This window comes from Mycobacterium sp. NTMscope_Eco_3 (assembly GCF_976985685.1).
The window spans coordinates 5,104,661-5,128,782 of sequence record NZ_CDRJYZ010000001.1; the positions used below are offsets into that span (position 1 = coordinate 5,104,661).

General features: G+C 68.3%; 23 protein-coding genes and 1 pseudogene. 2 read left to right on the top strand and 22 right to left on the bottom strand.

The features are described 5' to 3' along the window. Positions 1–3: 3 nt before the first annotated feature. The 13 genes from AC0KTM_RS23685 to fadD5 all read right to left on the bottom strand — a co-directional run bounded on the left by AC0KTM_RS23685 (position 4) and on the right by fadD5 (position 14,639). A complete protein-coding gene (locus tag AC0KTM_RS23685; RefSeq protein WP_225327191.1) occupies positions 4–711 on the bottom strand; it encodes a mammalian cell entry protein in 708 nt (235 codons plus the stop codon). After that, entirely contained in the window at positions 678–1,232 is a 555-nt protein-coding gene (locus tag AC0KTM_RS23690; RefSeq protein ID WP_225327192.1) for a mammalian cell entry protein, read from the bottom strand. Before AC0KTM_RS23690 ends, AC0KTM_RS23685 begins: the two co-directional genes overlap by 34 nt. After that, a complete protein-coding gene (locus AC0KTM_RS23695; RefSeq protein WP_225327193.1) occupies positions 1,229–2,200 on the bottom strand; it encodes an RDD family protein in 972 nt (323 codons plus the stop codon). The genes AC0KTM_RS23690 and AC0KTM_RS23695 overlap by 4 nt, the downstream gene beginning before the upstream one ends. Then, on the bottom strand, positions 2,197–2,886 hold the full coding sequence (locus AC0KTM_RS23700; RefSeq protein ID WP_225327194.1) for an Mce protein: 690 nt from the start codon (positions 2,884–2,886) through the stop codon (positions 2,197–2,199). The genes AC0KTM_RS23695 and AC0KTM_RS23700 overlap by 4 nt, the downstream gene beginning before the upstream one ends. Beyond that, a complete protein-coding gene (locus AC0KTM_RS23705; RefSeq protein WP_225327195.1) occupies positions 2,856–4,406 on the bottom strand; it encodes a virulence factor Mce family protein in 1,551 nt (516 codons plus the stop codon). Before AC0KTM_RS23705 ends, AC0KTM_RS23700 begins: the two co-directional genes overlap by 31 nt. After that, positions 4,400–5,563, bottom strand: coding sequence for a virulence factor Mce family protein (locus tag AC0KTM_RS23710; protein ID WP_472417545.1), 1,164 nt, complete (start codon positions 5,561–5,563; stop codon positions 4,400–4,402). Before AC0KTM_RS23710 ends, AC0KTM_RS23705 begins: the two co-directional genes overlap by 7 nt. Before the next feature lie 17 nt (positions 5,564–5,580). Next, the gene (locus tag AC0KTM_RS23715; protein ID WP_225327196.1) at positions 5,581–7,197 is read right to left on the bottom strand and encodes a virulence factor Mce family protein; all 1,617 of its coding nucleotides are present in this window, start codon (positions 7,195–7,197) and stop codon (positions 5,581–5,583) included. Then, the gene (locus tag AC0KTM_RS23720; protein ID WP_225327197.1) at positions 7,194–8,759 is read right to left on the bottom strand and encodes a virulence factor Mce family protein; all 1,566 of its coding nucleotides are present in this window, start codon (positions 8,757–8,759) and stop codon (positions 7,194–7,196) included. Before AC0KTM_RS23720 ends, AC0KTM_RS23715 begins: the two co-directional genes overlap by 4 nt. After that, a complete protein-coding gene (locus AC0KTM_RS23725) occupies positions 8,756–9,796 on the bottom strand; it encodes a virulence factor Mce family protein (protein ID WP_225327198.1) in 1,041 nt (346 codons plus the stop codon). The genes AC0KTM_RS23720 and AC0KTM_RS23725 overlap by 4 nt, the downstream gene beginning before the upstream one ends. Continuing rightward, a complete protein-coding gene (locus tag AC0KTM_RS23730; protein WP_225327199.1) occupies positions 9,793–11,100 on the bottom strand; it encodes an MCE family protein in 1,308 nt (435 codons plus the stop codon). Before AC0KTM_RS23730 ends, AC0KTM_RS23725 begins: the two co-directional genes overlap by 4 nt. Positions 11,101–11,105: 5 nt before the next feature. Continuing rightward, complete coding sequence (locus AC0KTM_RS23735; protein WP_064938742.1) at positions 11,106–11,975, bottom strand: MlaE family ABC transporter permease; 870 nt, start codon at positions 11,973–11,975, stop codon at positions 11,106–11,108. 1 nt (position 11,976) lies between these two features. Beyond that, the gene (locus AC0KTM_RS23740) at positions 11,977–12,792 is read right to left on the bottom strand and encodes an MlaE family ABC transporter permease (RefSeq protein ID WP_225327200.1); all 816 of its coding nucleotides are present in this window, start codon (positions 12,790–12,792) and stop codon (positions 11,977–11,979) included. A gap of 260 nt (positions 12,793–13,052) precedes the next feature. Next, the gene (fadD5, locus tag AC0KTM_RS23745; protein WP_472416849.1) at positions 13,053–14,639 is read right to left on the bottom strand and encodes a fatty-acid--CoA ligase FadD5; all 1,587 of its coding nucleotides are present in this window, start codon (positions 14,637–14,639) and stop codon (positions 13,053–13,055) included. A 184-nt stretch (positions 14,640–14,823) separates the two neighbouring features. On the opposite strand from fadD5, the gene AC0KTM_RS23750 reads away from it, so the two are divergent. Further along, entirely contained in the window at positions 14,824–15,501 is a 678-nt protein-coding gene (locus AC0KTM_RS23750; RefSeq protein WP_225327308.1) for a GntR family transcriptional regulator, read from the top strand. A 4-nt stretch (positions 15,502–15,505) separates the two neighbouring features. On the opposite strand, the gene AC0KTM_RS23755 is transcribed toward AC0KTM_RS23750, so the two are convergent. Together AC0KTM_RS23755 and AC0KTM_RS23760 are read right to left on the bottom strand one after the other, a co-directional pair. Further along, complete coding sequence (locus AC0KTM_RS23755) at positions 15,506–15,946, bottom strand: SRPBCC family protein (protein ID WP_225327202.1); 441 nt, start codon at positions 15,944–15,946, stop codon at positions 15,506–15,508. A gap of 58 nt (positions 15,947–16,004) precedes the next feature. Next, positions 16,005–16,481 (bottom strand): acyl-CoA thioesterase, encoded by a 477-nt coding sequence (locus tag AC0KTM_RS23760; protein ID WP_472416851.1) that lies wholly within the window; start codon positions 16,479–16,481, stop codon positions 16,005–16,007. 14 nt (positions 16,482–16,495) lie between these two features. Between AC0KTM_RS23760 and AC0KTM_RS23765 the strand changes: the two genes are divergently transcribed. After that, positions 16,496–17,608, top strand: coding sequence for an alcohol dehydrogenase catalytic domain-containing protein (locus tag AC0KTM_RS23765; RefSeq protein ID WP_225327204.1), 1,113 nt, complete (start codon positions 16,496–16,498; stop codon positions 17,606–17,608). Here the strand turns inward: AC0KTM_RS23765 and AC0KTM_RS23770 are convergent. The 7 genes and pseudogenes from AC0KTM_RS23770 to AC0KTM_RS23800 all read right to left on the bottom strand — a co-directional run bounded on the left by AC0KTM_RS23770 (position 17,605) and on the right by AC0KTM_RS23800 (position 24,121). Further along, positions 17,605–18,528: an alpha/beta hydrolase gene (locus AC0KTM_RS23770; RefSeq protein ID WP_472416853.1), complete on the bottom strand. Its 924-nt coding sequence runs from the start codon at positions 18,526–18,528 to the stop codon at positions 17,605–17,607. The genes AC0KTM_RS23765 and AC0KTM_RS23770 overlap by 4 nt on opposite strands. Next, positions 18,525–20,045, bottom strand: coding sequence for a flavin-containing monooxygenase (locus tag AC0KTM_RS23775; RefSeq protein ID WP_472416855.1), 1,521 nt, complete (start codon positions 20,043–20,045; stop codon positions 18,525–18,527). Before AC0KTM_RS23775 ends, AC0KTM_RS23770 begins: the two co-directional genes overlap by 4 nt. Then, positions 20,027–20,755 (bottom strand): SDR family NAD(P)-dependent oxidoreductase, encoded by a 729-nt coding sequence (locus AC0KTM_RS23780; RefSeq protein ID WP_472416857.1) that lies wholly within the window; start codon positions 20,753–20,755, stop codon positions 20,027–20,029. The genes AC0KTM_RS23775 and AC0KTM_RS23780 overlap by 19 nt, the downstream gene beginning before the upstream one ends. After that, the gene (locus AC0KTM_RS23785) at positions 20,752–21,162 is read right to left on the bottom strand and encodes a nuclear transport factor 2 family protein (RefSeq protein WP_238957132.1); all 411 of its coding nucleotides are present in this window, start codon (positions 21,160–21,162) and stop codon (positions 20,752–20,754) included. Before AC0KTM_RS23785 ends, AC0KTM_RS23780 begins: the two co-directional genes overlap by 4 nt. Next, positions 21,159–21,920, bottom strand: coding sequence for an HpcH/HpaI aldolase family protein (locus tag AC0KTM_RS23790; protein WP_238957133.1), 762 nt, complete (start codon positions 21,918–21,920; stop codon positions 21,159–21,161). Before AC0KTM_RS23790 ends, AC0KTM_RS23785 begins: the two co-directional genes overlap by 4 nt. Before the next feature lie 10 nt (positions 21,921–21,930). After that, positions 21,931–22,899 carry a zinc-binding dehydrogenase gene (locus tag AC0KTM_RS23795; protein WP_472416859.1) on the bottom strand — a complete coding sequence of 323 codons (969 nt, stop codon included), beginning with the start codon at positions 22,897–22,899 and terminating at the stop codon, positions 21,931–21,933. A 1-nt stretch (position 22,900) separates the two neighbouring features. Further along, positions 22,901–24,121 (bottom strand): annotated as a pseudogene (locus tag AC0KTM_RS23800) (cytochrome P450). Position 24,122 lies beyond the last annotated feature (1 nt).

Here is a 24,122-nt window from a genome sequence, read left to right on the forward strand (position 1 = left end):
GCGTTACGTTTTCGGTGTGAGATCCAGCGAGGTGATCGTCGTCATCCTGGTCACCAGCCAGTGGCTCTTCGATCGCTTCATGAACAGCCGGTAGGACAGGTATTTCAACGACGGCACGTTCTTGGTCAGCGGGCTGGTGGACGTCGTGTTGGTGTAGATGATCACCACGGCGTTGCTGTCATCGAGCGATTCGACCGCCGCGCCGGTGACGTCGGTGTGGTTGGTGATCTTGGCCTGCTTGTTCGGCGCCACGATGGCGTCGACGAATTTGCGGTACTGCGCCGCGAAATCACCACTGAGATAAGCGGATGCGCGGTCGGCGAGGGTGTCCATGTTTTCCGGGGTGTAGGTCCACAGGGTGGTGATCGCGTTGGCCGCGGTCCGCGCGACGTTGAGTTTCGTTTCGGCGACGGCCCGGTCGGCCAGGTACGGCTGCACCATCGCGCCGGCGAATCCGGCGGAGCCGACGAACAGCACGGCGGTGACCAGCGCGACGATCGCCCACGCCTTGCCCGCCAGCCGTCGCTTGCGCTTGGTGGCCGGCGGGGTGTCGGTGGCCTCGGCGGCTTCGTCGGTGGCCTCGGTGGCCTCGGTGGCCTCGGCGTCGGCGTCCTCCGGTGCCGCAACGGTCGCCTCGGTCGCCTCGTCGTCGGGGGCCTCCGGGGCCTGCGCGGCAGTCAGATCACCTGCTGCAGGTTGCTGATCTTCCACTGGTTACCTTCCTGCGTCGCGGTTGCCGCCCAACGATTGGCATTTTCCAATACCTGTTTCTCATCCGGTGATTTCGTGGTGATGGCCGTGGCCACCATGACATTGGCGCTGCCATCGTCATTCCATCGCTCCAGGCCGGCACCGAGCACGCTGCCCGTGGCCGGTTCGGCCCGGGCGACCTGGAGCAGGATCTCGTTGGCGTTCTTCTCGTACTGCTTGGCGAAATCGCCGGTCGCCTGGGCGAGTACCCGGTTCACGTAGTCGTTGGCGTGAAACGGATCGATGGAGGTGAACTGGGTCATGAAGCCGGTCACGTAGGTGAGCACCTCGCGGTCCCGGGACGCGGCGCGCACCCGGGATTCGTGCGAAACCCACACCAGCGCGCAGACACCGATCGCCGCCACCATCAGCACCGCCGCGACCGTGCTGGCCAGCGGCACCAACCATCCTCGCTGGGGCGGCACCGGGCGCTCGACCAGCAAGGGACGCTCACCCGGCGCGAACTTGCGGCGCGGGCTCATTTGCCGTTCCCGGGCGGTTTCGGCTTGGACAGCACGGTGAGATCGTCGACGCGCCAAGCGTTTCCGCCATCCTTGGCGAAGCTCACCCGCACGGTTGCGCTGATGTAGCGCACCTCGGGTGCCGCGCCGCGCCGACCCTGCATGAACAGCAGCATCGTCGCGCGGTTCGCGGCGGCCGATTCGATCGAACTGTTGGTCACCCAGTACTCGTTGATGACCGGGGTGCCCTTGCGCACCAGGTCCTGCTGGGCCGCCAGCTGGCCGCGGTATTTGTCGGTGGCCAGCGACTGCGCCCGGGTGAAGTCGTCCTGCAGCGACTTGGGGTCATAGGTCAGCATCTGGGCCACGATTTTTGGCCCCTGCGTGGCGATCTGGGCGCGGGTTTGATCGCTCGCCCGCTCCTGGGCGTACACCACGCCGTAGCTCGTCGCGGCACCGCCCAGGCATACCACCGTCGCGCCCAACACCGCGGCCGCGGCCCAGCGCCGGATGTCGGGCGGCGTCCGGTCCGGGTGCAGGCGGCGCACCTCGGTGCGGGCCACCATGTCGGCGAACGTGCGGCGGCGCGAATCCCACAGCGGCCACAGCCATCCCACCACCGATGCGGTGTCGAGCAGGTGGGCGACGTCACGAAGCAGCAGCGTCCACGGACCCGGGGCCGCACCGCCGCGACGCGTCACGGCGATGCCGGCCACCGCGCGGCCCAGGCTCCACCCGGTGATGGTCGGCAGCAGGAGACGGTTGACCAGCACCAGCAACACGACGGCCGCGAGCACGGAAACGCATGTCCACCACCACACGCCGCGCGCCGGCACCGTGAACGACACCAACACCAGCGTCGCCACAGCCGCCACGCCGGGCAGCACGTCGACAGCGAAGGCGCCGACGCGAGAATGCCAGGGCGCCAAGGCTTCCCGCGGTGGCTCGGGGACGTCCGTGGGTGCAGTCTGTTCGACCACCACCGTCACTTCGTCACCTGGTCGAGTTTGGAGATCTTGTATTGCCCCTCGGCGAAGGCCATCTTCACCCGCAGGCGGTAGCCGGCCTCGTTCTGATTCTGATCGCTGGCCACCTTGACGCGAAGCGCGACGAGGATGTCGATCGAACCGTCGGGGTTGTTGCGCTCGACCGCCGCGCGCACATCCGACACCTGGACGTGGATGTTCGCGGCCTGGTACGCCTGGATGAGCATGGTGGTGTACAGCAGCGCCTGCGTGCGGAAAGCGTCTGTGCCACAGTCGATGATCTTCTGCTCAGCCGCGGTCATCGCGTTGGTGTCCGGCGCCTGCGTCGCCGTGACGCATTCCACCGCCGCCTTGAGCGCGGTGGCATCGTTGCGGGCGATCACCTGGCTGTCGTGGTGATAACGCAGCGCAAGGTAACCCCCCGCACCGATCGCACCGGCGCACAGCACCAGCACCACGGCGATGGCGGCCAGCCACCCACGCCCCACCCGAGACGGGCCGCGCGGCACGGCCGCACCGGGCGCACTGGGTTCCCCGGATTCCACCGGATCCTCGGTGTCACCCTGCGGATCGGCTTGCTCGGCTCCGCTCTCGGGTGCCGTCGAATCCTCGTCCTTGTCTTCGGGGCTCAACGAATCGTCGTCCGTGTCGATGGGGTTCAGCCGGCTGGTGCCAGCATCTCCTTCCATCCATCGTCTCCTGTTCGGCTCGAGTTCTCGACGGAGTATTTAACCCCGTCTGGCCCCACCAGTTCACCGCTTTGGGGACTGTAGACCGCCGTGGGAGGCCCACCGGGGGTGTAGACACAGGGGTTGGGTTGCTGGCCGTTGCACTGCACCGTACCCGACCCCGGCCGCGACAATGGATCGCTGGTCGGCGGGGGCGTTCCCGCCACCCGGTCCGAGGGCGCGGGGTTCAGCCCGTTGTTGATCGAGGGCGCCGGGATCACCATGCCGGGCTTGACGGGCTGGTCACAGCGCGCGGACGGCGCCGGGCAGGTCAGGGTCTGGTTGGGGTCGCCGTACCAGGGGTTGGTGCCCGCCGGGACGTACGGTTTGGGGTCGCGGCATTCGCGCGGGGTCGCCGCCCGTTTGCCCGGGATGTCGGTGCAGGGGATGTTGCGCGACCCGCGCACGCTGTTGGCCGGGGTCTCCATCGGGATCTTGCAGTAGGTGCCCGTCGGCAGCGGCTGGATGCTGGTGTCCGCCGGGGACCGCCACTCCGAGGCCGGGATGAAGCCGGTCAGGCACGGCGGCGGCTGGTTGATCGACAGCGCCAGGTCGAGCGCGGCCATGTTCGGGAACGGCGCGGCCACGGTCTGGGCGATCGACGCGCCCTGCGGAAGGAACACCAGGACCTGCTCGACGCCGGTGTGGTAGCGCTTGAGCAGGTCGATGACGACCTCGAGATTGGCCAGCGTCTGCGGCAGCGAATCCCGCACGCCGCTGAAGACCTCGTTGACCTGATCGGCCGTCGGCGCGGCCTGGCGCAGCAGGCTTTTCAGGTGCTGGTCCTGCTGCGCGGACTGGGCGCCCAACCTGTTCAGGTTGCGTGCCCAGCGCTCGATGTTGTCGCGCGATTTGACCTGGCTGTCCAGCACCGGGCCGGAGTTCTCGATGATGTCGTTGACGTCGGTGATCTGGGTCTTGAAGTCGCCGACGATCGCCTGGGTGGAGTCGACCAAGCGCTGCAGGGCGGGCCCCAGCCCGCCGACGGATTGCGCGGTCTCGTCGAGCAGTTGCCCGATCTTCTCCTTGGGCAGCACCGACAGGCCGCGGTTCGCCGTGTCCAGCGCCGGCCCGATCTCGGCGGGCACCGTGCCCTTGGTGATGGTCTGCCCCGACGACAGGTACTTGCCGGGGTTTCCGGTCGAGGTGAGGTCCAGGTATTGCTCACCGACGGCCGAGACCGAGTGCACGTTGGCGGTCGCGTCGATCGGGATCTTGTAGTGGCTGTCGATGCTCATGGTCGCCTGGGCGCCGTGCTCGGTCGGCTCGACGTCGGTGACCTTGCCGATGGTGATGCCGCGATAGGTGACATTGGCCGTCGGATACAGCCCGCCCGACGCGGGCAGGTCGGCCTTGAGCGTGTAGCGGCCGATGCCCATCAGGCTCGGGATCTGCAGGTAGTACACCCCGAGCACGAGCAGCGAGATGACGGTCAGGATCCCGAAGGCGATCAGCTGGCGTCGGATGAAGGGAGTCAGCAATTCCTGTCCCCCCTTTCCACCAGAGGTCCGCCCGGCGCGTCGTTCGGGTTCGGCGTGTAACGCACGTCGGGGATCATCGTCTCGGGGTCACGCCCGAACGACTGCTCGAGCGCCCGCAGGGCTCCCGACAATCCGGTCCCGGTCAGGAACGCGTTGTCGACGGCGCTGTAGGTCAGATCCAGCGTCAGCGAGATGTTGATGTAGTCGCCGCGAAAGATCTTCGGCACCGTGTCGATGTCGAACGGCTGGGTGAGGATCAGCTTCAGCGCGCCGATCAGGTACGGCGAGGCCTTGCCCAGCTCCTTGAGCGGGCATTGCAGCGCCTGCAGGTCGGTGTGCAGCGGCCCCCGCGCCTCCGACAGGTACTGGTCGGCGGCCTGGCTGAGCCGTCCCACCGAATCGACGGCGTTGATCAGCAGGTTCTGGGTGTCGGAGAAGTGCTTGATCAGCGGCGGGATGTCGGTGAGCACCCGGTCCAGGACGTCCGCCCGCCCGCCGACGTAGGTCAGCAGCCGGTTGGTGGAGTCGATGGCGTGGGTGATGTCGTCGCGCTGCGCGTTGAGCTGGGTGGTGAAGGTGTCCAGCTTGCCGAGCAGGGCCCGGATCGCCTCGCCGCGGCCGTTGAAGATGTTGTAGATCTCGTTCTGCAGCACCTCCAGGTTGGGGATGCCGCCGCCGCGCAGGATCAGCGACAGGCTGGCCAGCGTCTGCTCGGTGGTGGGATACGACGACGAGTTCTTCAGCGGGATGGTGTCGCCGTCCTTGAGCAGTTCGGGCGACGGGTTCGGCGGTGAGGCGAGCTCGACGTGCTGCGAACCCAGCAGAGAGGTCTGGCCGATCTTGGCGGTGGCGTTCTTGGGCAGCTTGGTGTGCTTGTCCAGGCCCAGCGTCAGGGTGGCCACCCAGTTCTTCAGGTTGATGGCCTTGATCGAGCCGACGAACACGTCGGCCACCATCACCTTGCTGTTGCCGTTGATCGCCAGGGTGTCGGGCACCTGCACATAGATGGTCATCGATCCCGCCCCGCTGCCGGGGCCGCCCGGAATCGAGACGTTGGAGATGCCCTTCCAGCCGCACGAGCTCAGCACCATCGCGGCCACCAGCAGCACCAGGGCCTGCCATCCCCGGTGGCGGATCCGCTGCCCAATCGCCGGCAGACGGTTCGTCGCAGCCCTCACTGGCCACCTCCGAAGTCAGCCGGCGACGCCGGGCCGCCCGCGTTCGGTGCGGGGGCGGCCACCGGTGCCGGTGTCGGCGCCACGGGACCCGGGGCGACGCCCGGCCCGGGAGGTGGCGGCGGTATCGGAACCTGCGGCGGGTTTTGGCCGATCACTGGCGCGATCGGATTTTCGTCGTAGGCGTTCGGCGGACCCGGCGGGGTCTGCAGGTTCGATTGGACGGGTTCGATGTTGGGGCCACCCATCAGCTCTTCCAGCGACTCCGGGGTCATCAGGCCCGCGGTGATGGGCCCGACCTGCTGGCCCTGCATGCCCGGGGCGACGATCCAGCCGGGCTGGGTGTTGCGGTGCGAGGTCGGGGTGTCCGGCACCCAGATGCCCGGGACGGTCGTGTCCTTGTATCCGTTGGGCGGCTGCAGCCGCGGCTCGGAGTAGGCCACCTGCTTGGGCAGCGTCTCGGCCGTGCTGAACAGGTTCAGGCCGAAGGGCGGGTAGTTGAACTTGATCGCGTCGAGGATCGGCGCCAGATATTGCGCGCACAGTTCGGCCGACTCCTGATAACCCAGCCGGCTGCCGGCCTGGATCGCGCTGCAGATGAACTGCATCGGGTTCGCGAAGTTGGTGATCGACGGGATGGCGACCACCGATCCGTGCGACGGGTGATAGATCTGGTTGATGTTCGCCGCGGCCGTCGGCAGCACGTGCAGCGCGGTCTCCAAACCGTTCAGCGGGTCCGGTTGCAGCAGCGTGTTCGTCACGGTCGCCAGGTTGTTGACGTCGTAGGTCAGCACCCCGGCGTTCTTGTCGAGCCACGGGCGCACTTCGGTGAGCAGGCTGTCGAACTGCTGGATCGCGTTGGACAGGTCGGTGTCGTTGTGCGCGAGCCGGGTGGTGAAATCGGCCAGGTTCTGGTTGAGGGCGACGAACTGCGCGTCGTCTTGATGCAGCGCGTTGACGAACAGCGCCAGGCTGCGCACCACCGCGAAGAAGTCGCCGCGGCCCTCGTTCAGGGCGGTCAACGCCTGCGACAGGTTGCTCAGCGTGGTGTTGAACTGCTTGCCCTTGCCGGCCAGCCCGTTGGCGAACGACTCGATGACCTCACCGAACGGGCCCTTGGGCTGCTCGGGGGTGGGTCCCAGTTTCGAGATGATGTTGGTGATGCTGTTGCGCAGCTGGTCCCATTCGACCGGGACCTGGGTGCGCTCTTCGGGGATGACCGCGTTGTCGGCCAGCACCGGGCCACCCTTGTACGGCGGCTCCAGCTGGATGGCGCGCGAGGCCACCAGGGTGGGGTTGAGGATCACCGCGGACGCGTTGGCCGGCACCCGGTACTTGTTCTCGTAGTGGAACGTGACCTTCATCTTGTCGCCGGTGGGCTCGATCTTGTCGATCGCGCCGACCCGCAGGCCCATGATCTGGACCTTGTCCCCGGGGTACAGGGCGTTGGCCGCCGGGAAGTAGGCGACCACGGTGTTGTTGGTGAGCTTCTCGTACAGCCGCCAGCCGACGTAGCCGACGACGAGGGCGAGCACGATCACCAGGGACCCGATGATGATGGACGCCCGGGACAGCTTCGGGAGCCGAATGTTGCGGATGTCAAAGATGGTGCTCAATTCTGGCTACCTCCCCCCGCTGCGCCACTGCCTCCGGCTCCGCCGGGGTTGATGAACGGTGCCGGCAACTGGTTGCCCGGCCCGGGCGGTGCCGGCGGACCCGGCGGCAGTCCCGGCGCGAACGTCGACGGCGGCGGCACCGGTCCGGCCGGCGCGAGGTTCTCGGTGCGCGCACCCGGGGGCGCCTGCGTCGGCAACGGGACGGGCGTTCCCGGCACGTCCGGCGGCGGGTCGCCCGGCCGTCCCGCGATATTGATGCCCGGCGTGGGTGGCAGACCGGCGGGGTTCGGCGGCGACGTCATCACGTCGACCGGAGCCGGGAAGCCCGGCCCACCGAACGGCCCGGACACCGCACCCGCACAGGGCAGCGGGTTGTCGGGCCGCGGCAGCCCGTCGGCCGCCGGCGTGTACGAGCACGGCGATCCCGGTGGGACGGCCGGGCCCGGGTGATCGGGCGTGCCCTCGAGCACCGGGGGCGCCGGCGGCGGCGCGCCGTTGGGGAACCGGGTGCCGTTGGGGTCGGGGAACCGGTATGCCGGCAGACCCGCGCTGCGCCAGAAGTCCTCCGGATCGATGCCGCGCTTCTTGAACGCCGCATCGACCCACGGCTGGGAAATCTGGTATAGGGCCAGGTTGTGCAGGACGACCTTGAAGAACGGTCCCGACGCGATGGCCTCGTTCAGGGACGGCAGGAACTTACCGACCTCGGTGAGCCCGTTGGCCAGGTCGTCCTTGCGCTGCACCAGGATGTCGCTGACCGTGCGCAGCTGCTCGAGCACGTGGTTCAGGTTCGGGTTGTCGTTGATCAGGCCCTTGACCTGTTCGGAGAACGCCGCGACGTTGGCCAGCAGGGCGTTGATGGCGCGGCCGCGCTCGTTGAAGGCGGCCAGCAGGGTTTTCGCGTTGACCAACGCGCGGTCGACCTGGTCGCTGCGATCACCCAGGACGCCGGCCACCTGGTTGGCCTGGGCGAGCAGATGCTTGACCTGCTCGTCGCGCTTGCCGATCGTCTCGGAGAACTTGGCCACGCCGTCGAGCGCCGGGCTCAGGTGCGGGTAGGTCTGGTCGATGGTTTCCGACAGCACGTGCAGCGACTGCTTGACGGTGTCGATGTCCCAGCCCTGGGCGGCCTTGGTGACGTCGAAGAAGGCGTCGTAGATCTGATACGGCGTGGTGCTTTGGCCCAGCGGCAGGGACTGGCCGGGGCGCAACGACTGGTTTCCGCGGGTCTCGACGTCGAGGATCTTCTTGCCCAGGATGGTGTCGGTCTTGATCGCCAGCCGGCTCTCGGTGCCGATGGTGTTGGTGCCGACGGAGAACTTCAGCCGGATGTGGTCGCCGTCGATCTTGAGGCCCTCCACCTTGCCGACGTCCAGGCCGGCGATGCGGACTTTGTCGCCGGTGTTGATGCCGCCGGAGTCGGTGAACTGGCCGTAGTAGCTGGGCCGGGCGAACAGCATCGGGACGCTGGTGAAGCTTTGGCCGACGCCGATCACCAGCACCGTCACGACGATGCCCATCAGCCCGATGCGGACCCTGTTGGGGGGTTCCAGTGTTCTCATTGCGGCGTGCACCTACCCGTCGGCTGCTGGAACAACCGGACCGTGCGGACCGGGCCGCCGGCCTGCAGACCGTTGATCTTGAGGGTGATGTCGCAGGCGTAGAAGTTCACGAAGTCCCCGTAGGAGCCGATGGCGCGTCCGATCATGTTCAACGCGCCCGGCACCTTCTTCAGGTAGTCCTGCAGTTGGTCTTGCTGGTCGATCAGCGGCTGCTGGACGGCGTCGAGGTAGTTCAGGGTCTTGTGCAGCAGGCCACGGTCCTCGGCGAGCAGGTCGGCGACGGTGCCGGCGGCGTTGCTGATGTGCGCGGTCCCGCCCGCCAGCTGGTCGCCGTGGTTCTTGAGGCCGGTGATCAACACCTCAAGCTTGTCGACGGTCTGGTCGAACTGTTGCCGGTGCCGGACCGTCGTGTCCAAGACGATGTTCAGGTTCTTGATGACGTCGCCGATCGCCTGGTCGCGCTCCCCGAGCTGGCTGGTCAGCTGCGCGGTTTGGTCGAGGATGTCGTTGATGGTGCCGCCCTGGCCCTGGAACACGGTGACCAGCGCGGTCGCGATGGTGTTGACCTTGTGCGGGTCGAGCGCCCGGAACAGCGGTTTGAAACCGCCGATCAGGGCGTCGAGGTCGAGCGCCGGCGTGGTCCGCGACAGGGGGATGAACCCGCCGGGCGGCAGGACCTTGTCCGCGCCCTCGCCCTGACCGCGCTTGATCTCCAGGTAGCGGTTCCCGATCAGGTCGAGGTAGCGGATCTGGGCGGTCGTCGACTGGTACAGCGGGATGGAGCGGTCGACGTTGAATTTCACCCGGGCGCGCTTGCCGCCGTCGACCAGCTCCACCTTGTCGACCTTGCCGACCTCGACGCCCGAGGCGCGGACGAACTGGCCCGCGCGCAGGCCGCTGACGTTGGCGAACTCCGCCGAATACCCGCTGGTGCGGTCGAAGCGCATCTGACCGAACACCACGAAGATCATCGCGGTGAAGATCAACAGCACCACCGAGAAGATGCTGAGCCTGGTAATGGTTCCGGAGATTTTCATGGGTTGATCGTGTTATCCCCTACCTGGCGGCCCCAGACGTACTCGATCGCGTACGGCGATCCGGTGTCCAGGTGGTTGTACGGCGCGAGGCTGTTGCCGGAGTCCATGACCAGCTCCGGTGCGGGCCACAGATCGTGAGTGAGCGGCTGCCAGCAACCGGGGGCGCCGCCGGGGCCGCCGCGGGCGTTCACGCGCGGCAGGTTCTCGGGCCAGACGTAGGGGTTGGGTGCGCCGCCGACCAAACCGGCCGTGGCGCCGAGTCCCAGCGTCAGCGCGGCGACGGCGACCAACGAGAGCGGGTTGGCGATCAGCCCCAGCCCGGACAGCGCCTGGGTGTGGCTGTTGAGCGAGTAGCCGTTGCCGCCCAGGAACGAGGCGGCCTTGGGCTCGATGTCGTGGTAGTTGCGAAGCGTGCAGAACAGCTCGGGGCTGTAGGTGTCGAGCAGCTGGGCCGTCGGCACCAGATCGGCGGCGCCGCGGGCGAGGTACGGTCCGCCCTTGGTGAACAGGTCCGCCCCGGTGTTGCCGAACCCGGCCGCCGACAACAACGCCTGATCCAAATCCTTTTGCTGCGCGTTGAATGTGCGCGAGGTGACGACCGCGTTGTTCAAGAAGTCGAACAGATCCGGCGACGCGTCCGCATACGTGTCCCCCAACGCCGCCAACTGCTGAATATCCTTGCGCGCCTGCGGCATCCGCGGGTTCACATCGTCGAGCAGCGCGTTGGCGTTCACCACCGACTGGCCGAACTTGTCCCCCAGCCCGGCCAATGACTGCGCCGCCGCGCTCAACGTCAAATTCAGCTTGACCGGATCGACCTTCTGCGCGATCGAGGTGATCGTCTGAAACAGCGTGTTGATCTCGGTGGTCACCGAACGCGCGTCGAGCACGGTGTGCGACGAGATCTTCTGCGGCGACGGGTTGGCCGGGGTCGTCAGCGACACGTACTTGCCCCCGAAGACCGTCGTCGCCTTGATATCGGCATTCACATTCGACGGGATCAGCTTGAGGTACCGCGGATAGACCTCCAGGGTGAACTTCGCCGCCGGCTTCCCGTCGCGCACGGTCTCCGCGATGCTGCCGACCCGGCCGATCTCCACCCCGTTGTAGGTGACCTTCGACCCCGGATCCATCACCAGGCCGGCCCGGGCGGCCAGCATCGTCAGGTTGGTCTTGGGGGTGAAGTCGCCGCGGAACTGCCCGTAGACGAACCCGAGGACCAGCGCTGCGATCACCAGCGCCGCCAACCCGACCCACTTGTAGGGCGGGGTCCGCTGGGCGTTGGTCTGGATCGGCGCTGACATGGCGGTTACACCGTGAGCGCGAAGTTGGGGTTGACGCCATAGAGCGCCAACGCGGCGGCCAACACGACAACCTGCACCGACACCAGCGAGAAGCGCATCGATCGGCCGACGGCCTCACCCACGCCGACCGGCCCGCCGCCGGCGTTGTAGCCGTAGAAGCAGTGGGTGATCATGACGACCGCGGTGATGATGATGGCTTCCAAGAACGACCAGAAGACGTCGTCGGGGCGCAGGAACGTCCGGAAGTAGTGCTCGTAGGTGCCGTTGGATTGTCCGTAGAGCACGGTCGTGGTGATCTGCGGCGACAGGAACGACATGATCATCGCCAGCGCGTAGAGCGGGATGATCACCACCAGCCCGGCCATGATCCGGGTGGTCGCCAGGAACGAAATCGACTTGATGCCCATCACTTCCAGCGCGTCGATCTCCTCGCTGATGCGCATCGCGCCCAGCTCGGCCGTCGCGCCGGCGCCGACCGTGGCCGCCATGGCGATGCCGGTGACGACGGGCGCGGCGATGCGCACGTTGATCAGCGCGGCGAAGAACCCGGTGAACGCCTCGACGCCGATGTTGCCCAACGAGGCGAACCCCTGGATCGCGACCAGGGAGCTACCGGACAAGGTCACGAAGCCGACGATGGCGACGGTGCCGCCGATGACGGCCATCGCGCCGGTGCCCATGCCGATCTGGGCGATCAGCCGCAGGGTTTCCTTGCGGTAGTTGCGCAGCGCGTGCGGGATGTGCGCCAGGGCGACCCCACCGAACCACGCCATCTGGCCGATGTCGTCGAGCCCGCGCGCCGCGGCGAGGCCGTAGCGGTTGAGATTCTCTGCCGCCCGCGGGAAGCGGGAGCGAAAGACGGTGGTCGTTGACATGTCAGTGCCCCGTCCCGAATCGCACGCCGATCGTGGTCAGCACGACGTTGACCGCGTAGAGCGCGACGACGCAGAGCACGACGGTCTCGTTGACGGCGGTGCCCAGGCCCTTGGATCCGCCGCGCACCGTAAGCCCGCGGAAGCAGCCGACCAGTCCGGCGATCAGGCCGAAGACCGCGGCCTTGACCGTCGCGATGACGACCTCCGGCAGGCCGGTGATGGTGGTCAGGGTGGCCAGGTACGCGCCGCCCGACACGTTCTGCAGATAGACGCCGAACAGATAGCCGCCGACCAGGCCGACGGTGATCACCAGGCCGTTGAGCAGGGTGGCGACCAGGGTCGCGGCGATCACCCGGGGCACCACCAGCCGGTGGATCGGATCGATGCCGAGCACCTCCATGGCGTCGATCTCTTCGCGGATGGTGCGCGCGCCCAGGTCGGCGCAGATCGCGGTCGAGCCGGCGCCGGCGACCACCAGCACCGTGGTCAGCGGGCCGAGCTGGGTGACCGCGCCGATGGCCGCGCCGGCACCGGACAGGTCGGCGGCGCCGAACTGCGCCAGCAAGACGTTGAGGGTGAAGATCAGCAGCACGGTCAGCGGGATCGAGACCATGATGGTCGGCAAGAACGCCACCCGCATGATGAACCAGCACTGCAGGATGAATTCGCGCCACTGGAAGGGCCAGCGGAACAGGGCTTTCCCGGTGAGCACGCACATCCGGAAGAACCCGCCGACAAGCTCCAGCGGGGTTTGCAGTTGATCGCGCACATAGCCGACCAAGTAGGGGCCCCGTCGACTAGTCGACGTCGAAGTCACCGCTGCCCCCTCTGGCCGTCACCGCGCGCCGTCCGACGCCGCGGCGGAACATATAGCACGCCCCCTCCTCGCCCCGACTCAACGTCTGTGACCATCGGCTCCCTACTGGCAAGTAGTAACGGAGACCACAGGAATGTACCCGATGGCCAAGCACGTGTGAACCGCATCTGCACAATTAACCCTTCGCCAACGACTGGCAAACGTTACAGCTCCTGCCACATTTCCTCTCTGGTCCTAAAACCTCTTGCCCTAGAATGGATTTAGTCGATTTTTGCGGCTCCGTAACGGATCCGTAGCTCAGTTTTGAGCACCTTGCCGGCTGGGTTGCGCGGTAGCGCGTCGACGATCTCGAGGGCCTTCGGGTGCTTGTAGCGCGCGAGCCGCTCGGTCAGGAACTCGTCCAGCTCGTCGAGCCCTAGCCTGTCCCCCGCCACCGCGGCGACCGCGATCGGCACCTCGCCCCATTTGTCGTGGGCGCGGCCGATGACGGCGACTTCGACGATGGCGGGGTGGCTGGCCAGGACGTTCTCCACCTCGGCGCAGTAGATGTTCTCGCCGCCGGAGATGATCATGTCCTTCTTGCGGTCGACCACCCACACGTAGCCGTCGGCGTCCATCCGGACCAGGTCGCCGGAGTGGAACCAGCCGCCGGCGAACGCCTCCGCCGTCGCCTCCGGGTTGTTCCAGTAGCCGCTCATCAAAGTTGGTGCGCGATAAACGATTTCACCGACCTCGCCGATGGGCACGTCGTTCATGTTCTCGTCGACGACCCGGGCGGCCACCGTCGGGATCACCTTGCCCACCGAGCCGCGCTTACGGATGGCGTCCTCGCCGAGCAGCATGCAGGTGACCGGCGACATCTCCGTCTGGCCGAACGCGGCCAGGATCTGGGCGCCGGGGAACGTCGCCGACATCTCGCGCAGCAGGGCGTCGGGCGCCGGCGCGGCGCCCCACGAGATCACCCGCAGTTTCAGGTCGCGCGGGCGCGCCTTTTGCTCGGCGCAGACCGCCTGCCACTGCGCGGGGACCAGAAAAATCCCGGTGACCTTTTCTGCGGCAAGCACGTCGAGGAGTTGCCCGGGCTCGAACGCGCCGAGCGGGTAGATGACCGTGGGGATGCCGAGCAGCACCCCGGTCAGCATGTTGCCGATGCCGGCGATGTGGAAGAAGGGCACCCCGATGAACCCGACATCGCTGTTGATGTCGGCGCCGTTGGTGTACAACCCGGTCATCGTCTGGCCGGTCAGGTTGGTGTGGGTGAGCACGGCGCCCTTGGGGCGGCCGGTGGTGCCCGAGGTGTACATGATCAGCGCCGGCGAGTCGTTCGGGATGTCGACGGGTTGGTGCGACTCCCCGGTCTCGTTGACGAGGTCTTCGTAACCCAGCACGTTGTCGTCGGTCGCGCCGCCCGCAACCACGATGGTGCCGAGCAGCGACTCGATGTCGCGCACGCCGGTGGCCACCGGGGCGAGCACCGATTCGGTGATGATCACGCGCGCTTCGCAATCCTCGACCAGGAAAGCGATTTCGGCCGCGGTCAGGCGGAAGTTCAGCGGCACGGCGATGGCACCGAGCATGTTGATGGCCAGCACCGACTCGACGAACTCGGTGCGGTTGAGCATCAGGATCATGACCCGGTCGCCGAAGCCGACACCCCGGCGGCTCAGCGCGTCGGCCAGCGCGGCCACCCGGCCGCGCAGTTCGCCCCACGTCAGGGTCTTGCCCAGGAACCGCAGCGCCGTCGCCTCCGGCTGCATCAGCGCGTGCCGCTCCAGTTGATTGACCCAGTTCTGCCGCCGGGACAGGTACGGCTGCTGTGTCAGATGGTCTGCCAATTGCGCGGTCAAACTCCACACTTCCCTTCACTCGCGCACCGCTTGCGCCAGGTTGATATTTGATAAAACATAGTGTTGTGTGGGTCACACTATGGCTTTGACGGTCCACTGACAAGTCCTCGACAAGCCGCATTTACAACTCGAACCCCGTCCCGCCACGTCACTGAAAGTCCTGGCAGACCCCGTGAACGCACCGATGTCCATGCAGCCGAGGAGCCGGCGGCCGCTGCGGCGGGCTCAGCTGTCCGACGAGGTGGCAGGCCATCTGCGGGCGTCGATCATGTCCGGCGCGCTGCGCCCGGGGACGTTCATCCGCCTCGACGAGACCGCGGCCCAGCTCGGCGTCAGCGTCACCCCGGTGCGGGAAGCCCTACTGAAATTGCGCGGTGAGGGCATGGTGCAGCTGGAGCCGCACCGCGGTCACGTCGTGCTGCCGCTCACCCGCCAAGACATCGAGGACATCTTCTGGCTGCAGGCCTCGATCGCCAAGGAGCTGGCGGCCGCGGCCACCGACCACATCACCGACGCCGAGATCGACGAGCTGGACCGCATCAACGATTCGCTCGCCGCGGCGGTCGGGTCCGGCGACGCGGAGACCATCGCGGGCATCGAGTTCGCGTTTCACCGGGTCTTCAACCAGGCCAGCGGCCGCATCAAGCTGGCGTGGTTCCTGCTCAACGCCGCCCGCTACATGCCGGTGCTGGTGTACGCCGCCGATCCGCACTGGGGCAAGGCCGCCGTCGACAACCACCGGAAGCTGATCGCCGCGCTGCGCCACCGTGACACCGCCGCGGTGATCGAGCACACCGTGTGGCAGTTCACCGACGCGGCGGCCCGGCTCACCGAGATGCGCGACCGCACGGGAATCTTCTGACCCGCTAGGTCGCGGCCAGCTGCTCGGCGCGCTGCTTGAGGCTCTCGGCGAGGTGGTCGAGGACGTTGTTGAGCAGTTGCTTGACCATCGGCGCCGGGACCGGCATCGACGTCTCGACGTCCAGATCCACGGTCAGCAGGCTGGAGGCGCCCATCGCCACCACGGAGAACAGCTGCTCCTGCTTGGTGAACAGGTCGCCCTGCTGCAGGACGGTCTGGATCTGGTTTTCCCCCGGGTAGTACACGGCCTGGATGAACATGCTCTGCATGCCTTGGTAATCGGTGTCGAGCCGCAGCTGGCTGGGCCGCCCGTCGTCATAGCGGGCCAGCACCCAGAGACCCTTGATCTCCTCGTTCCACTGCGGGTAGGCCTCGAAGTCGCCGACGATCTTCATGATCAACGCGGCGTCGGCGCCGATTTCGACGGTCTTGCTCAACACTGGCATGCGCGCAGCATATCGGGGTGTGCGAAAACCCCAGCGCAGGGCGGTATCTGGGCCAGGGCTAGGCCGATTCGCCGACGCTGGCCGTCGACAGCAGGGTCCGGATGGGGTCGGGAATCGGGACGGACTTGCGGGTGACGCGGTCGACGTAGACGTGCACCCAGTGTCCCAGCGCGGTGATCGGCCGCGTTTCACCTTCCCCCGTCTCGAACACGCCCAGCCGGTAGGTGACGCTGCTGCGGCCCAGCCGGGTCACGGCCAGACCCACCGCGAGGTTCTGGGGGAAATGCAGTTCGGCGAAGTAGCGGCAGCCCGACTCGGCGACGATGCCCAGCGCCGGTGTGGTGATCGGGTCCAGCCCGGTGCTGGTGTTGATCCAGGCGTTGATCGCGGTGTCGAACAACTGGTAGTAGACGGCGTTGTTGAGGTGGCCGAACATGTCGTTGTCGGCCCACCGCGTCCCGACGGGCCACAGCACCGGGAAGTCGTTGCTGGTCAACCCGTCCGGGGCGGGGGGAACTACTGGAGCCGACGCCATGGTTGTATTCCAGCATGTCCGGAATTCGGGGCGCGGTACTGGAGCACATCGGGGCGGCCCGGCCCTACGCCCAGTCGCGGCCCATCAGCGTCACCGACGTCGACCTCGCGCCCCCGGGGCGCGACGAGGTCCTGGTCCGCGTCGAGGCGGCCGGCATCTGCCACTCCGACCTGTCGGTGGTCGACGGCAACCGGGTGCGCCCGGTGCCGATGCTGCTCGGGCACGAGGCTGCCGGCATCGTCGAGCGGGTCGGCGACGGCGTCGGCGATGTGGCCGTCGGCCAGCGGGTGGTGCTGGTGTTCCTGCCACGCTGCGGCCATTGCGCGGCGTGCGCGACCGAGGGGCTGACGCCGTGTGAACCGGGCAGCGCCGCCAACGGCGCCGGCACCCTGCTGGGCGGTGACATTCGGCTCAGCCGCGCCGGCCGGCCGGTGTATCACCACCTCGGGGTCTCGGGTTTCGCGACGCATGCGGTCGTCAATCGGGCGAGCGCGGTCGCGGTGCCGCCCGACGTGCCGGCCGATGTCGCCGCTCTTTTGGGGTGCGCGGTGCTGACCGGCGGCGGGGCGGTGCTCAACGTGGGGCATCCGCGGCCGGGGCAGACGGTCGCCGTGGTCGGGCTGGGCGGCGTCGGGATGGCGGCGCTGCTCACCGCGCTGACCTATGACGACGTGCGCGTCGTCGCCGTCGACCAGTTGCCCGACAAGTTGACCGCCGCCCGCGGCCTGGGCGCGCACGAGGCGTACACGCCGCAGCAGGCCGCCGACGCGCGGGTGAAGGCCGCCGTGGTCGTCGAGGCGGTCGGCCATCCCGCCGCGCTGGAGACCGCGATCGCCTTGACCGCGCCGGGCGGGCGCACCATCACCGTCGGCCTGCCGCCACCGACCGCCCGGATCACGGTGTCCCCGTTGGGTTTTGTGGCCGAGGGCCGCTCGCTGATCGGCAGCTATCTGGGCTCGGCGGTGCCCAGCCGGGACATTCCCCGGTTCGTCGAGCTGTGGCGCTCGGGCCGGCTGCCGGTGCAATCGCTGGTGTCGTCGACGATCGGGCTGGACGACATCAACGAGGCGATGGACCATCTGGCCGACGGCACCGCGGTGCGCCAGCTCATCCGATTCGACGGTTAGTCGCCGTGCAGCGCGCTGGACACGGCGCTGCCTTGCAGCGCGAACAAGTGTTGCGAGCCCGACCATTCCGGCAGCAGTGAATCGAATCCGTGGCAGGCGCGCCCGAACACGTGCAGCTCGGCCGAGACTCCGGCGCGCAGGAGCCGCAGCGCGTAGTCGATGGCCTCGTCCCGGAACGGGTCGATCTCGGCGCAGCTGATCAAAGCCGGTGGCAGACGGGCGAATTCGGTCCTCCGCGCGGGCACCGCGGCCCCCGACGCGGTTTCGGGGCCCAGGTAGTAGCGCCACATCAGGTCGGCGCCCTCGCCGTCGAACGCCGGGCTGGTGCGGAATTCCGCCTTGGACGGGGTGGCCCGGTCGTCGAGTACCGGCTGGTGCAGGAGCTGGAACACCACCGGCGGCAACGCCCCGTCGGCGGCGGCGTGCGCCAGGCAGGCGGCCAGGGCGGCGCCGGCGCTGCTGCCCGCGACGGCCAGCCGTGCCGGATCCACTCCGAGCGCGGCCGCGTCGCCGACCACCCAGCGCAGCACGGCGCTCGCGTCCTCGAGCGCGGCCGGATAGGGGTGCTCCGGTGCCAGCCGGTAGTCCACCGACACCACCGTGCAGCGGCCGCGCCGGGCGAGTTCCACACACTGGCGGTGATCGGTGTCCAGGTTGCCCAGCGCGAATCCGCCGGCGTGGCAATAGACGACGACGGGTGCCGGGGTGGGTCCGCCGCGGTAGATGCGCACCGGGACACCGCCCGCGTTGTCCTCGACGATGCGGACGTCGCGGGCGTCGGTCTGCTGGGCGCTGACGCGGCGGCGTTCGTTGAACGGTTCACGGGTCAATTGGATTGCGGCAGGCGAGAAGTCGGTGCGCTCGGTCGCGATCGCGCGCAGCGCCGGGTCGAGTCGATCGGCGCCGTCGAGCTCCGTCATCGGGTTCCCGCCTCGGGCGCGGCGACCGGCGACGCGGTGGTGGTGGCGGGCGGCTCGAACCGGAAGTCGGCCGGTCTGAACCGGCGCGTCATCCCCCAGAAGGTTCGCGCGCTGCGCGGCCATTGGGTGACCACCCGTCCGTTGGGAGCGCGGAAGTAGTTGCTGCACTGGGTGGTCCAGACGGTGCCCTCCATCCATCGGTCGATCTTGTCGACGAAGTCGGCGAGCGCCGCGAGACGCACCGCGACGTAGCGCCTGCGGTGGCGGCGCAGGTGCCGAAGCGCCCGCACGATGTAGCGCGCCTGGGCTTCGAGGATGAAGACGACGCTGTTGGAGCCGACGTTGGTGTTCGGCCCGTACAGCATGAAGAAGTTGGGGAATTCCGGCACGGCCATGCCCAGGTAGGCGTGCGCGCCGTCGCGCCAGACCTGCCGCAGCGTGATGCCGTGTTCGCCGACAACGTCCAGATCCCCGAGATAGTCGGCGGCGGCGTAGCCGGTGGCGCAGACCACCAGGTCGACCTCGCGTTCGGTGCCGTCTTCGGTGACCAGGGACCGGGCACGCAGGTAGCGCGCCGGGCTGGTCACCACCTCGACGTTGGGCCGGGTCAGCGCGGGCAGGTAATCCGAGGAGAACACCAGCCGCTTGCAGCCCATCGGATGGTCCGGCGTGAGCTTGCGGCGCAATTCCTCGTCGTCGACGGTCTTTTCGAGTAGCTGCAGGGCGAGAGCGGTGAATTGCTCGGTCTTTTCGCTGCCGTGCTCGATCACCGAGATGTTGGATTCGCTGCGCAGCCACAGCCGGGTCCGGTAGATCTTCTTGACCAACGGGAGGTGCGCGAAGGCCCAGCGTTCCCGCCGCGTGTAGTGCCGGTCGGGCTTGGGCAGGATCCAGGTGGGCGATCGTTGCACCGAATACACCGTGTCGGCCACTTTGGCCAGTTCGGGGATCAGCTGGGAGGCGGTGGATCCGGTGCCCAGCACCGCGATTCTCTTGCCTTGCAGCGGGATCGAGTGGTCCCAGCGCGACGAGTGCATCACGGTTCCGGTGAAGGGTTCTTCTTCGATGAGGTCGGGCATCAGCGGCCGGGTGAACAGGCCCACGGCCGAGACGACCACGTTGAAGTGATGCTGTTCGCCGGCCGCGGTGGTCAGGCACCACAGCTGGGTGTCGGGATCCCATTGTGCGGAGCGGATTTCGGTGCGCAGTTTCAGGTGGGGCCGCAGACCGTGCTTGTCGGCGCTGCGCTGGAAGTAGTCCAGGATTTCGGGTTGTCCCGACCACAGCCGTGACCAGTGGGCGTTGAGGTCGAAGGAGAACGAGTAGAGGTGCGACTTGACGTCGCAGGCCAGTCCCGGGTAGGTGTTGATCCGCCAGGTGCCCCCGACGCCGTCTTCGCGGTCGAAGATGGTGAAGTCGCCAAACCCGGCGCGCGACAGCATGATTCTTAGCGCCAGGCCGCCGGGGCCGGCACCGATGATGCCGACCGACAGGTCGCTCATCGGATCTGCAGGCATTGACCACCGTCGATGATGAGCTCGGAGCCGGTGATGAACGACGCCTCGCCGGAGACCAGGAAGGCCACGGCGTCGGCGACCTCGTCGGGCCGGCCTATCCGCCCGGACATCGATGCCTCGGCCAGCCGGGCCTGGGTGGTCTCGTCGAGCATCGAGGTGGCGATGGGCCCGGGGAACACGGCGTTGACCCGGATGCCGGAGGGGGCGAGTTCGGCCGCGGCGGTTTGGGTCAGGCCGCGCAGCGCCCACTTCGACGAGCCGTAGGCGCTGTGCTGGGGGAACGGGCGGATCGCGCCGGTGCTGCAGATGTTGACGATGGACGCGTCGGGGGCCGCGCGCAGGTGTGCCAGCGCCGCGCGTATGCCGAGGAAGGCGCCCAAACAGTTGACCCGCCGCGAGTTTTCGAATCCTTCGGCCGTCTCCTCGGTCAGCGGAGCCCGGTGCAGCACGCCGGCGCAGTTGACCAGGGTGCTCAGCGACCCGAACCGGTCGACGACCTGTTCGATGGCCGAGGCCCACTGCGGTTCCGAGGTGACGTCGAGCTCCACCGCGATCAGGTGCTCGTCGCCCGATTCGCGCGCCGCGGCGGCGAGTTGATCGGTCCGCAGATCGCAGGCGGCCACCGAAAAGCCTTTGGCGCGTAGTCGTTCGGCGATGGCCCGGCCCTGCCCGCCGGCCGCGCCGGTCACGAGTGCGACGCGTGGGTTCATGCGGGCGCGTCCTCGGGGCTGTCGGCCAGTCCGCCGCGGGTGATGAAGTTGCACCGGCGCCGCGCGAAGCGCCACCGCCCGTCAACGCGCGTCAGCTCGTCGTCGTAGAGGGCGGGCCGCAGCTGCAGGTCGCCGGCCCGGACGAACAGCACCTGCGATCTGGCGGTGGCGCGCTCACCGTCGACCGCGATGTGCGAGACGCCGGTCAGATGCAGGCCGTGCGCCGCGTCGCGGAACATGCCGGCGATGCCGTCATGGCCTGCGAAAGTCTTGCCGTAGACCAGGAATTCGCCGTCGGGGGCGAACAGCTGGACGCAGCCGTCGACATCGCCGGCATCGAGTGCGAGGGCGTAGCCGGCGATCAGGTCGCGGATCGCGGCATCGTCGTCCGGCGGGCGGGCGGTCATTGCGTCGCCTCACGCAGGTGTTCGGCGGCCCCGCGCCGCAGCGCCTGGGACTCGGCGGCCAGGGTGATCATGCGGAAACCCAACCGCGCCATGGCCTGGCCCGTCGTGCCGTCGCCGGCGTGGATGCCGGTGACCAGGCCGGCGTCCGAGGCCGCCCGGTGGATGCGCGTGATCGCGTCGAGCACTTCGGGTTGCCGGGTCGCCCCGAGGACGCCGGCGCCCATCGAGATGGCGAGATCGGCGGGGCCGACGTAGATTCCGGTCAGGCCGTCGACGGCGCAGATCTTCCGGATGTCCGCCAGCGCCGCGGCGGTCTCGATCATCGCGAACACGCCGACCCGGGATTCGTGGGCGGCGGGGTCGTGTCCGAGGCTGGCGCGCAGTGGGCCGAAGCTGCGCACCCCCGCCGGCGGGTAGCGGGTGGCGGCCACGGCCGCGGCGGCCTGGTCGGCGGATTCGATCATCGCGATGACGACGGCGTCGGCGCCGGCGTCGGCCACCCGCCCGATCGGTGCGGCCTCGGCGTTGGGCAGGCGCACCACGGTGCCCAGGGGCAGGTGTTCGGTGCGGCGCAGCATGCGGGCGATGTCGGCGTCGTCGAGATAGCCGTGCTGGGCGTCGAATCCGACGTAATCGTAACCGGCGCGGGCGAACTCCTCGGGTCCCAGCCACGTCGGGCCGGTGACCCAGCCGCCGAAGATCGCGGGCTTGTTCCTCCTCAGCGCCAGCTGCAGATTGCTCGGCGAAGCGTCCGTCACGGTCGGCCCCTCACCCGGCGATCGCGATCTTGATGCGGTCGGCGACCGGTCGGCAGGCCAGCTCGAACGCGTCCTGCACCTCGTCGATGCCGAAGGTGTGGGTGAGGTAGGCGCCGAGCAGCCAGGGGTGCTCGGCGGTGAACTTGCTCGCGAGCTCCAGCATCCGCCGCCGGTCAAGCGTCACACCGGATTTCAGCGTGAGGTTGTTGCGCAGCATGGCCCGCATGCTGATCGGATACATGTCGTCGTCGGCGACGCCGAAATAGAAGACGGTGCCGCCGGGGGCGGTGGCGTCGATGGCGTGCGTGAGGGTGGCGACCTGGTGGCCGACCGCCTCGATGACGACGTCGGCGCGGTCCCCGGGCTCGAGCTGGCTCGCCCAGCGGTCGCTGGTGGCGCGCACCGGGTCGTCGACGCCGAATGCCCTTGCCAGATCACGGCGGTCGATGGGGTCGACCCCGGTGACGCGCCGCGCGCCGGCCGCCTTGGCGACGTAGGAGAACAGCAGGCCGATCGATCCCTGGCCGATGATCGCGACGTGCCGGCCGGCCAAATCGCCGAGCTGCTCGCAGGCGTAGAGCACACAGGCCAACGGTTGCAGGCCGATGGCCTGCGCCGGCGTCAGCGCCGGGTCGTAGGGCGCCAGCCCGTCGCCGTTGCTCACGATGCGTTCCATCATGCCGTCGAACCCGGACGCCCAGCCGACGACGAGGTCCCGGGGACGGTGCGCGGGGTGCCGGCTGGCGATCACCTCGCCGGCCACCTCGTGGATGGGGAAGCCGTCCTTCTCGGGGCCGCTGCGCCCGTCGTCACCGGGGATTCGGCCCCTGGCACCGCGAAACGCGGGCAGATCGCTGCCGCAGACGCCGGCGGCGAGGAACCGCAGCAGCACCTGCCCGTCGGTCAGGGAGTCGGGTGTCGCGTCCGCGATCGTCGTCCGCTCGAACTGATACGGGGCGATGAGCCGGTAGGACCACACGTCAGACCTCCACCGGGATGTTGTTCCAACCCCATTGGAAGCTGGACGGCAACCGGGTGGCGGCTTCGGCTCGGATCGCGTAGTCGGGCACCCGGCGCAGCCATTCCTGCAGCAGCACAGCCATTTCCAGCCTCGCCAGGTGGTATCCGATGCAGAAGTGCTGGCCACGGCCGAACGCCAGCGAGCGGCGGATGGGCCGGTCCCAGATGAATTCGTCGGGCTCGGGGTACTCCCGCTCGTCGCGGCTGGCCGAGGCGAGCAGGGTGATGACGCGCTGGCCGGGGCTGATCGTCCGACCGTGAATGTCGAAGGGCTTGCGCGCCGTTCGCGCGAACTACTGCGCCGGCGCGCAGTACCGGATCATCTCCTCACGCGCGACGGGCACGTTGCTTGCGGGATCGGCGCGGACGGCGACCAGCTGGTCGGGGCGTTGGGTGAGCTCCCACAGCCCGTGGGCGACGATCTTGGGCACCGTCTCGGTGCCCCCGATGAAGATGCACAGCATCTGGGTGGCGACTTCCATGTCGTCGAGCGCGCTGCCGTCGGGCAGGTGATAGCCGAGCAGGCCGTCGACCACGTCGAGCGGCGGCCCGGACTGGTCGGCGCGGCGGCGGGCGACCGCGGGGAGCAGGAATTCGAAGTAGTTCGGGCGCGCCTGCCCGGTGTCCACGCCGACGCCGGGCTGGGCGAGGCTGCCGGCGTTGACCGCGGCGAGGACTTGCGGCGCGAGATCGGTGGGAATGCCCAGCAGTTCGCAGACAATGGCGGCGACCACGACACCGCCGTAGTCCTGGGTCAGGTCGAACGAGCCGCGCGGCAGCAGCAGGTCGAGGCGTTCGTTGGCCAGCTCCCGGATCCTGCCCTCGAGGTCGGTGACCGAACGCGGCCGAAACGGCCGGGAGTGCGTGCGCCGGATCTCGCCGTACAGGTCGGCGTCGAACATGGCGTGGAACGGCAGCGGGTGCAGCGGCGGGTCGTCGACCGGTCCGGAGTTGTGTTGCGCCAGAACCGATGCCGCCGGCAGCGTGCCCTCCGAGGCGACGAACGTGCCGTTGTTGACTTCCAAAACTTTCCAGATGTCCTCGAAACGCGACAGCGCGAAGGTGTCCCACTGCGGCATGTAGTACACCGGGTGGTGGTCGCGCAGGATTCGGTAGTAGGGCAACGGGTTTGCCATCACCGCGGCGTCGAAGGGGTCGTAGCTGAAGTCGGTGTCGTTCATC

What these genes read in the sequence shown, in the direction of transcription:
- AC0KTM_RS23775 (WP_472416855.1), bottom strand. Translation starts at nt 20,045, where the DNA reads ATGCCTGCAGATCCGATGAGCGACCTGTCGGTCGGCATCATCGGTGCC.
- AC0KTM_RS23720 (WP_225327197.1), bottom strand. Translation starts at nt 8,759, where the DNA reads ATGAGAACACTGGAACCCCCCAACAGGGTCCGCATCGGGCTGATGGGC.
- AC0KTM_RS23725 (WP_225327198.1), bottom strand. Translation starts at nt 9,796, where the DNA reads ATGAAAATCTCCGGAACCATTACCAGGCTCAGCATCTTCTCGGTGGTG.
- AC0KTM_RS23735 (WP_064938742.1), bottom strand. Translation starts at nt 11,975, where the DNA reads ATGTCAACGACCACCGTCTTTCGCTCCCGCTTCCCGCGGGCGGCAGAG.
- AC0KTM_RS23780 (WP_472416857.1), bottom strand. Translation starts at nt 20,755, where the DNA reads ATGAACCCACGCGTCGCACTCGTGACCGGCGCGGCCGGCGGGCAGGGC.
- AC0KTM_RS23750 (WP_225327308.1), top strand. Translation starts at nt 14,824, where the DNA reads ATGTCCATGCAGCCGAGGAGCCGGCGGCCGCTGCGGCGGGCTCAGCTG.
- AC0KTM_RS23690 (WP_225327192.1), bottom strand. Translation starts at nt 1,232, where the DNA reads ATGAGCCCGCGCCGCAAGTTCGCGCCGGGTGAGCGTCCCTTGCTGGTC.
- AC0KTM_RS23760 (WP_472416851.1), bottom strand. Translation starts at nt 16,481, where the DNA reads ATGGCGTCGGCTCCAGTAGTTCCCCCCGCCCCGGACGGGTTGACCAGC.
- AC0KTM_RS23700 (WP_225327194.1), bottom strand. Translation starts at nt 2,886, where the DNA reads ATGGAAGGAGATGCTGGCACCAGCCGGCTGAACCCCATCGACACGGAC.
- AC0KTM_RS23755 (WP_225327202.1), bottom strand. Translation starts at nt 15,946, where the DNA reads ATGCCAGTGTTGAGCAAGACCGTCGAAATCGGCGCCGACGCCGCGTTG.
- AC0KTM_RS23730 (WP_225327199.1), bottom strand. Translation starts at nt 11,100, where the DNA reads ATGTCAGCGCCGATCCAGACCAACGCCCAGCGGACCCCGCCCTACAAG.
- AC0KTM_RS23765 (WP_225327204.1), top strand. Translation starts at nt 16,496, where the DNA reads ATGTCCGGAATTCGGGGCGCGGTACTGGAGCACATCGGGGCGGCCCGG.
- AC0KTM_RS23770 (WP_472416853.1), bottom strand. Translation starts at nt 18,528, where the DNA reads ATGACGGAGCTCGACGGCGCCGATCGACTCGACCCGGCGCTGCGCGCG.
- AC0KTM_RS23785 (WP_238957132.1), bottom strand. Translation starts at nt 21,162, where the DNA reads ATGACCGCCCGCCCGCCGGACGACGATGCCGCGATCCGCGACCTGATC.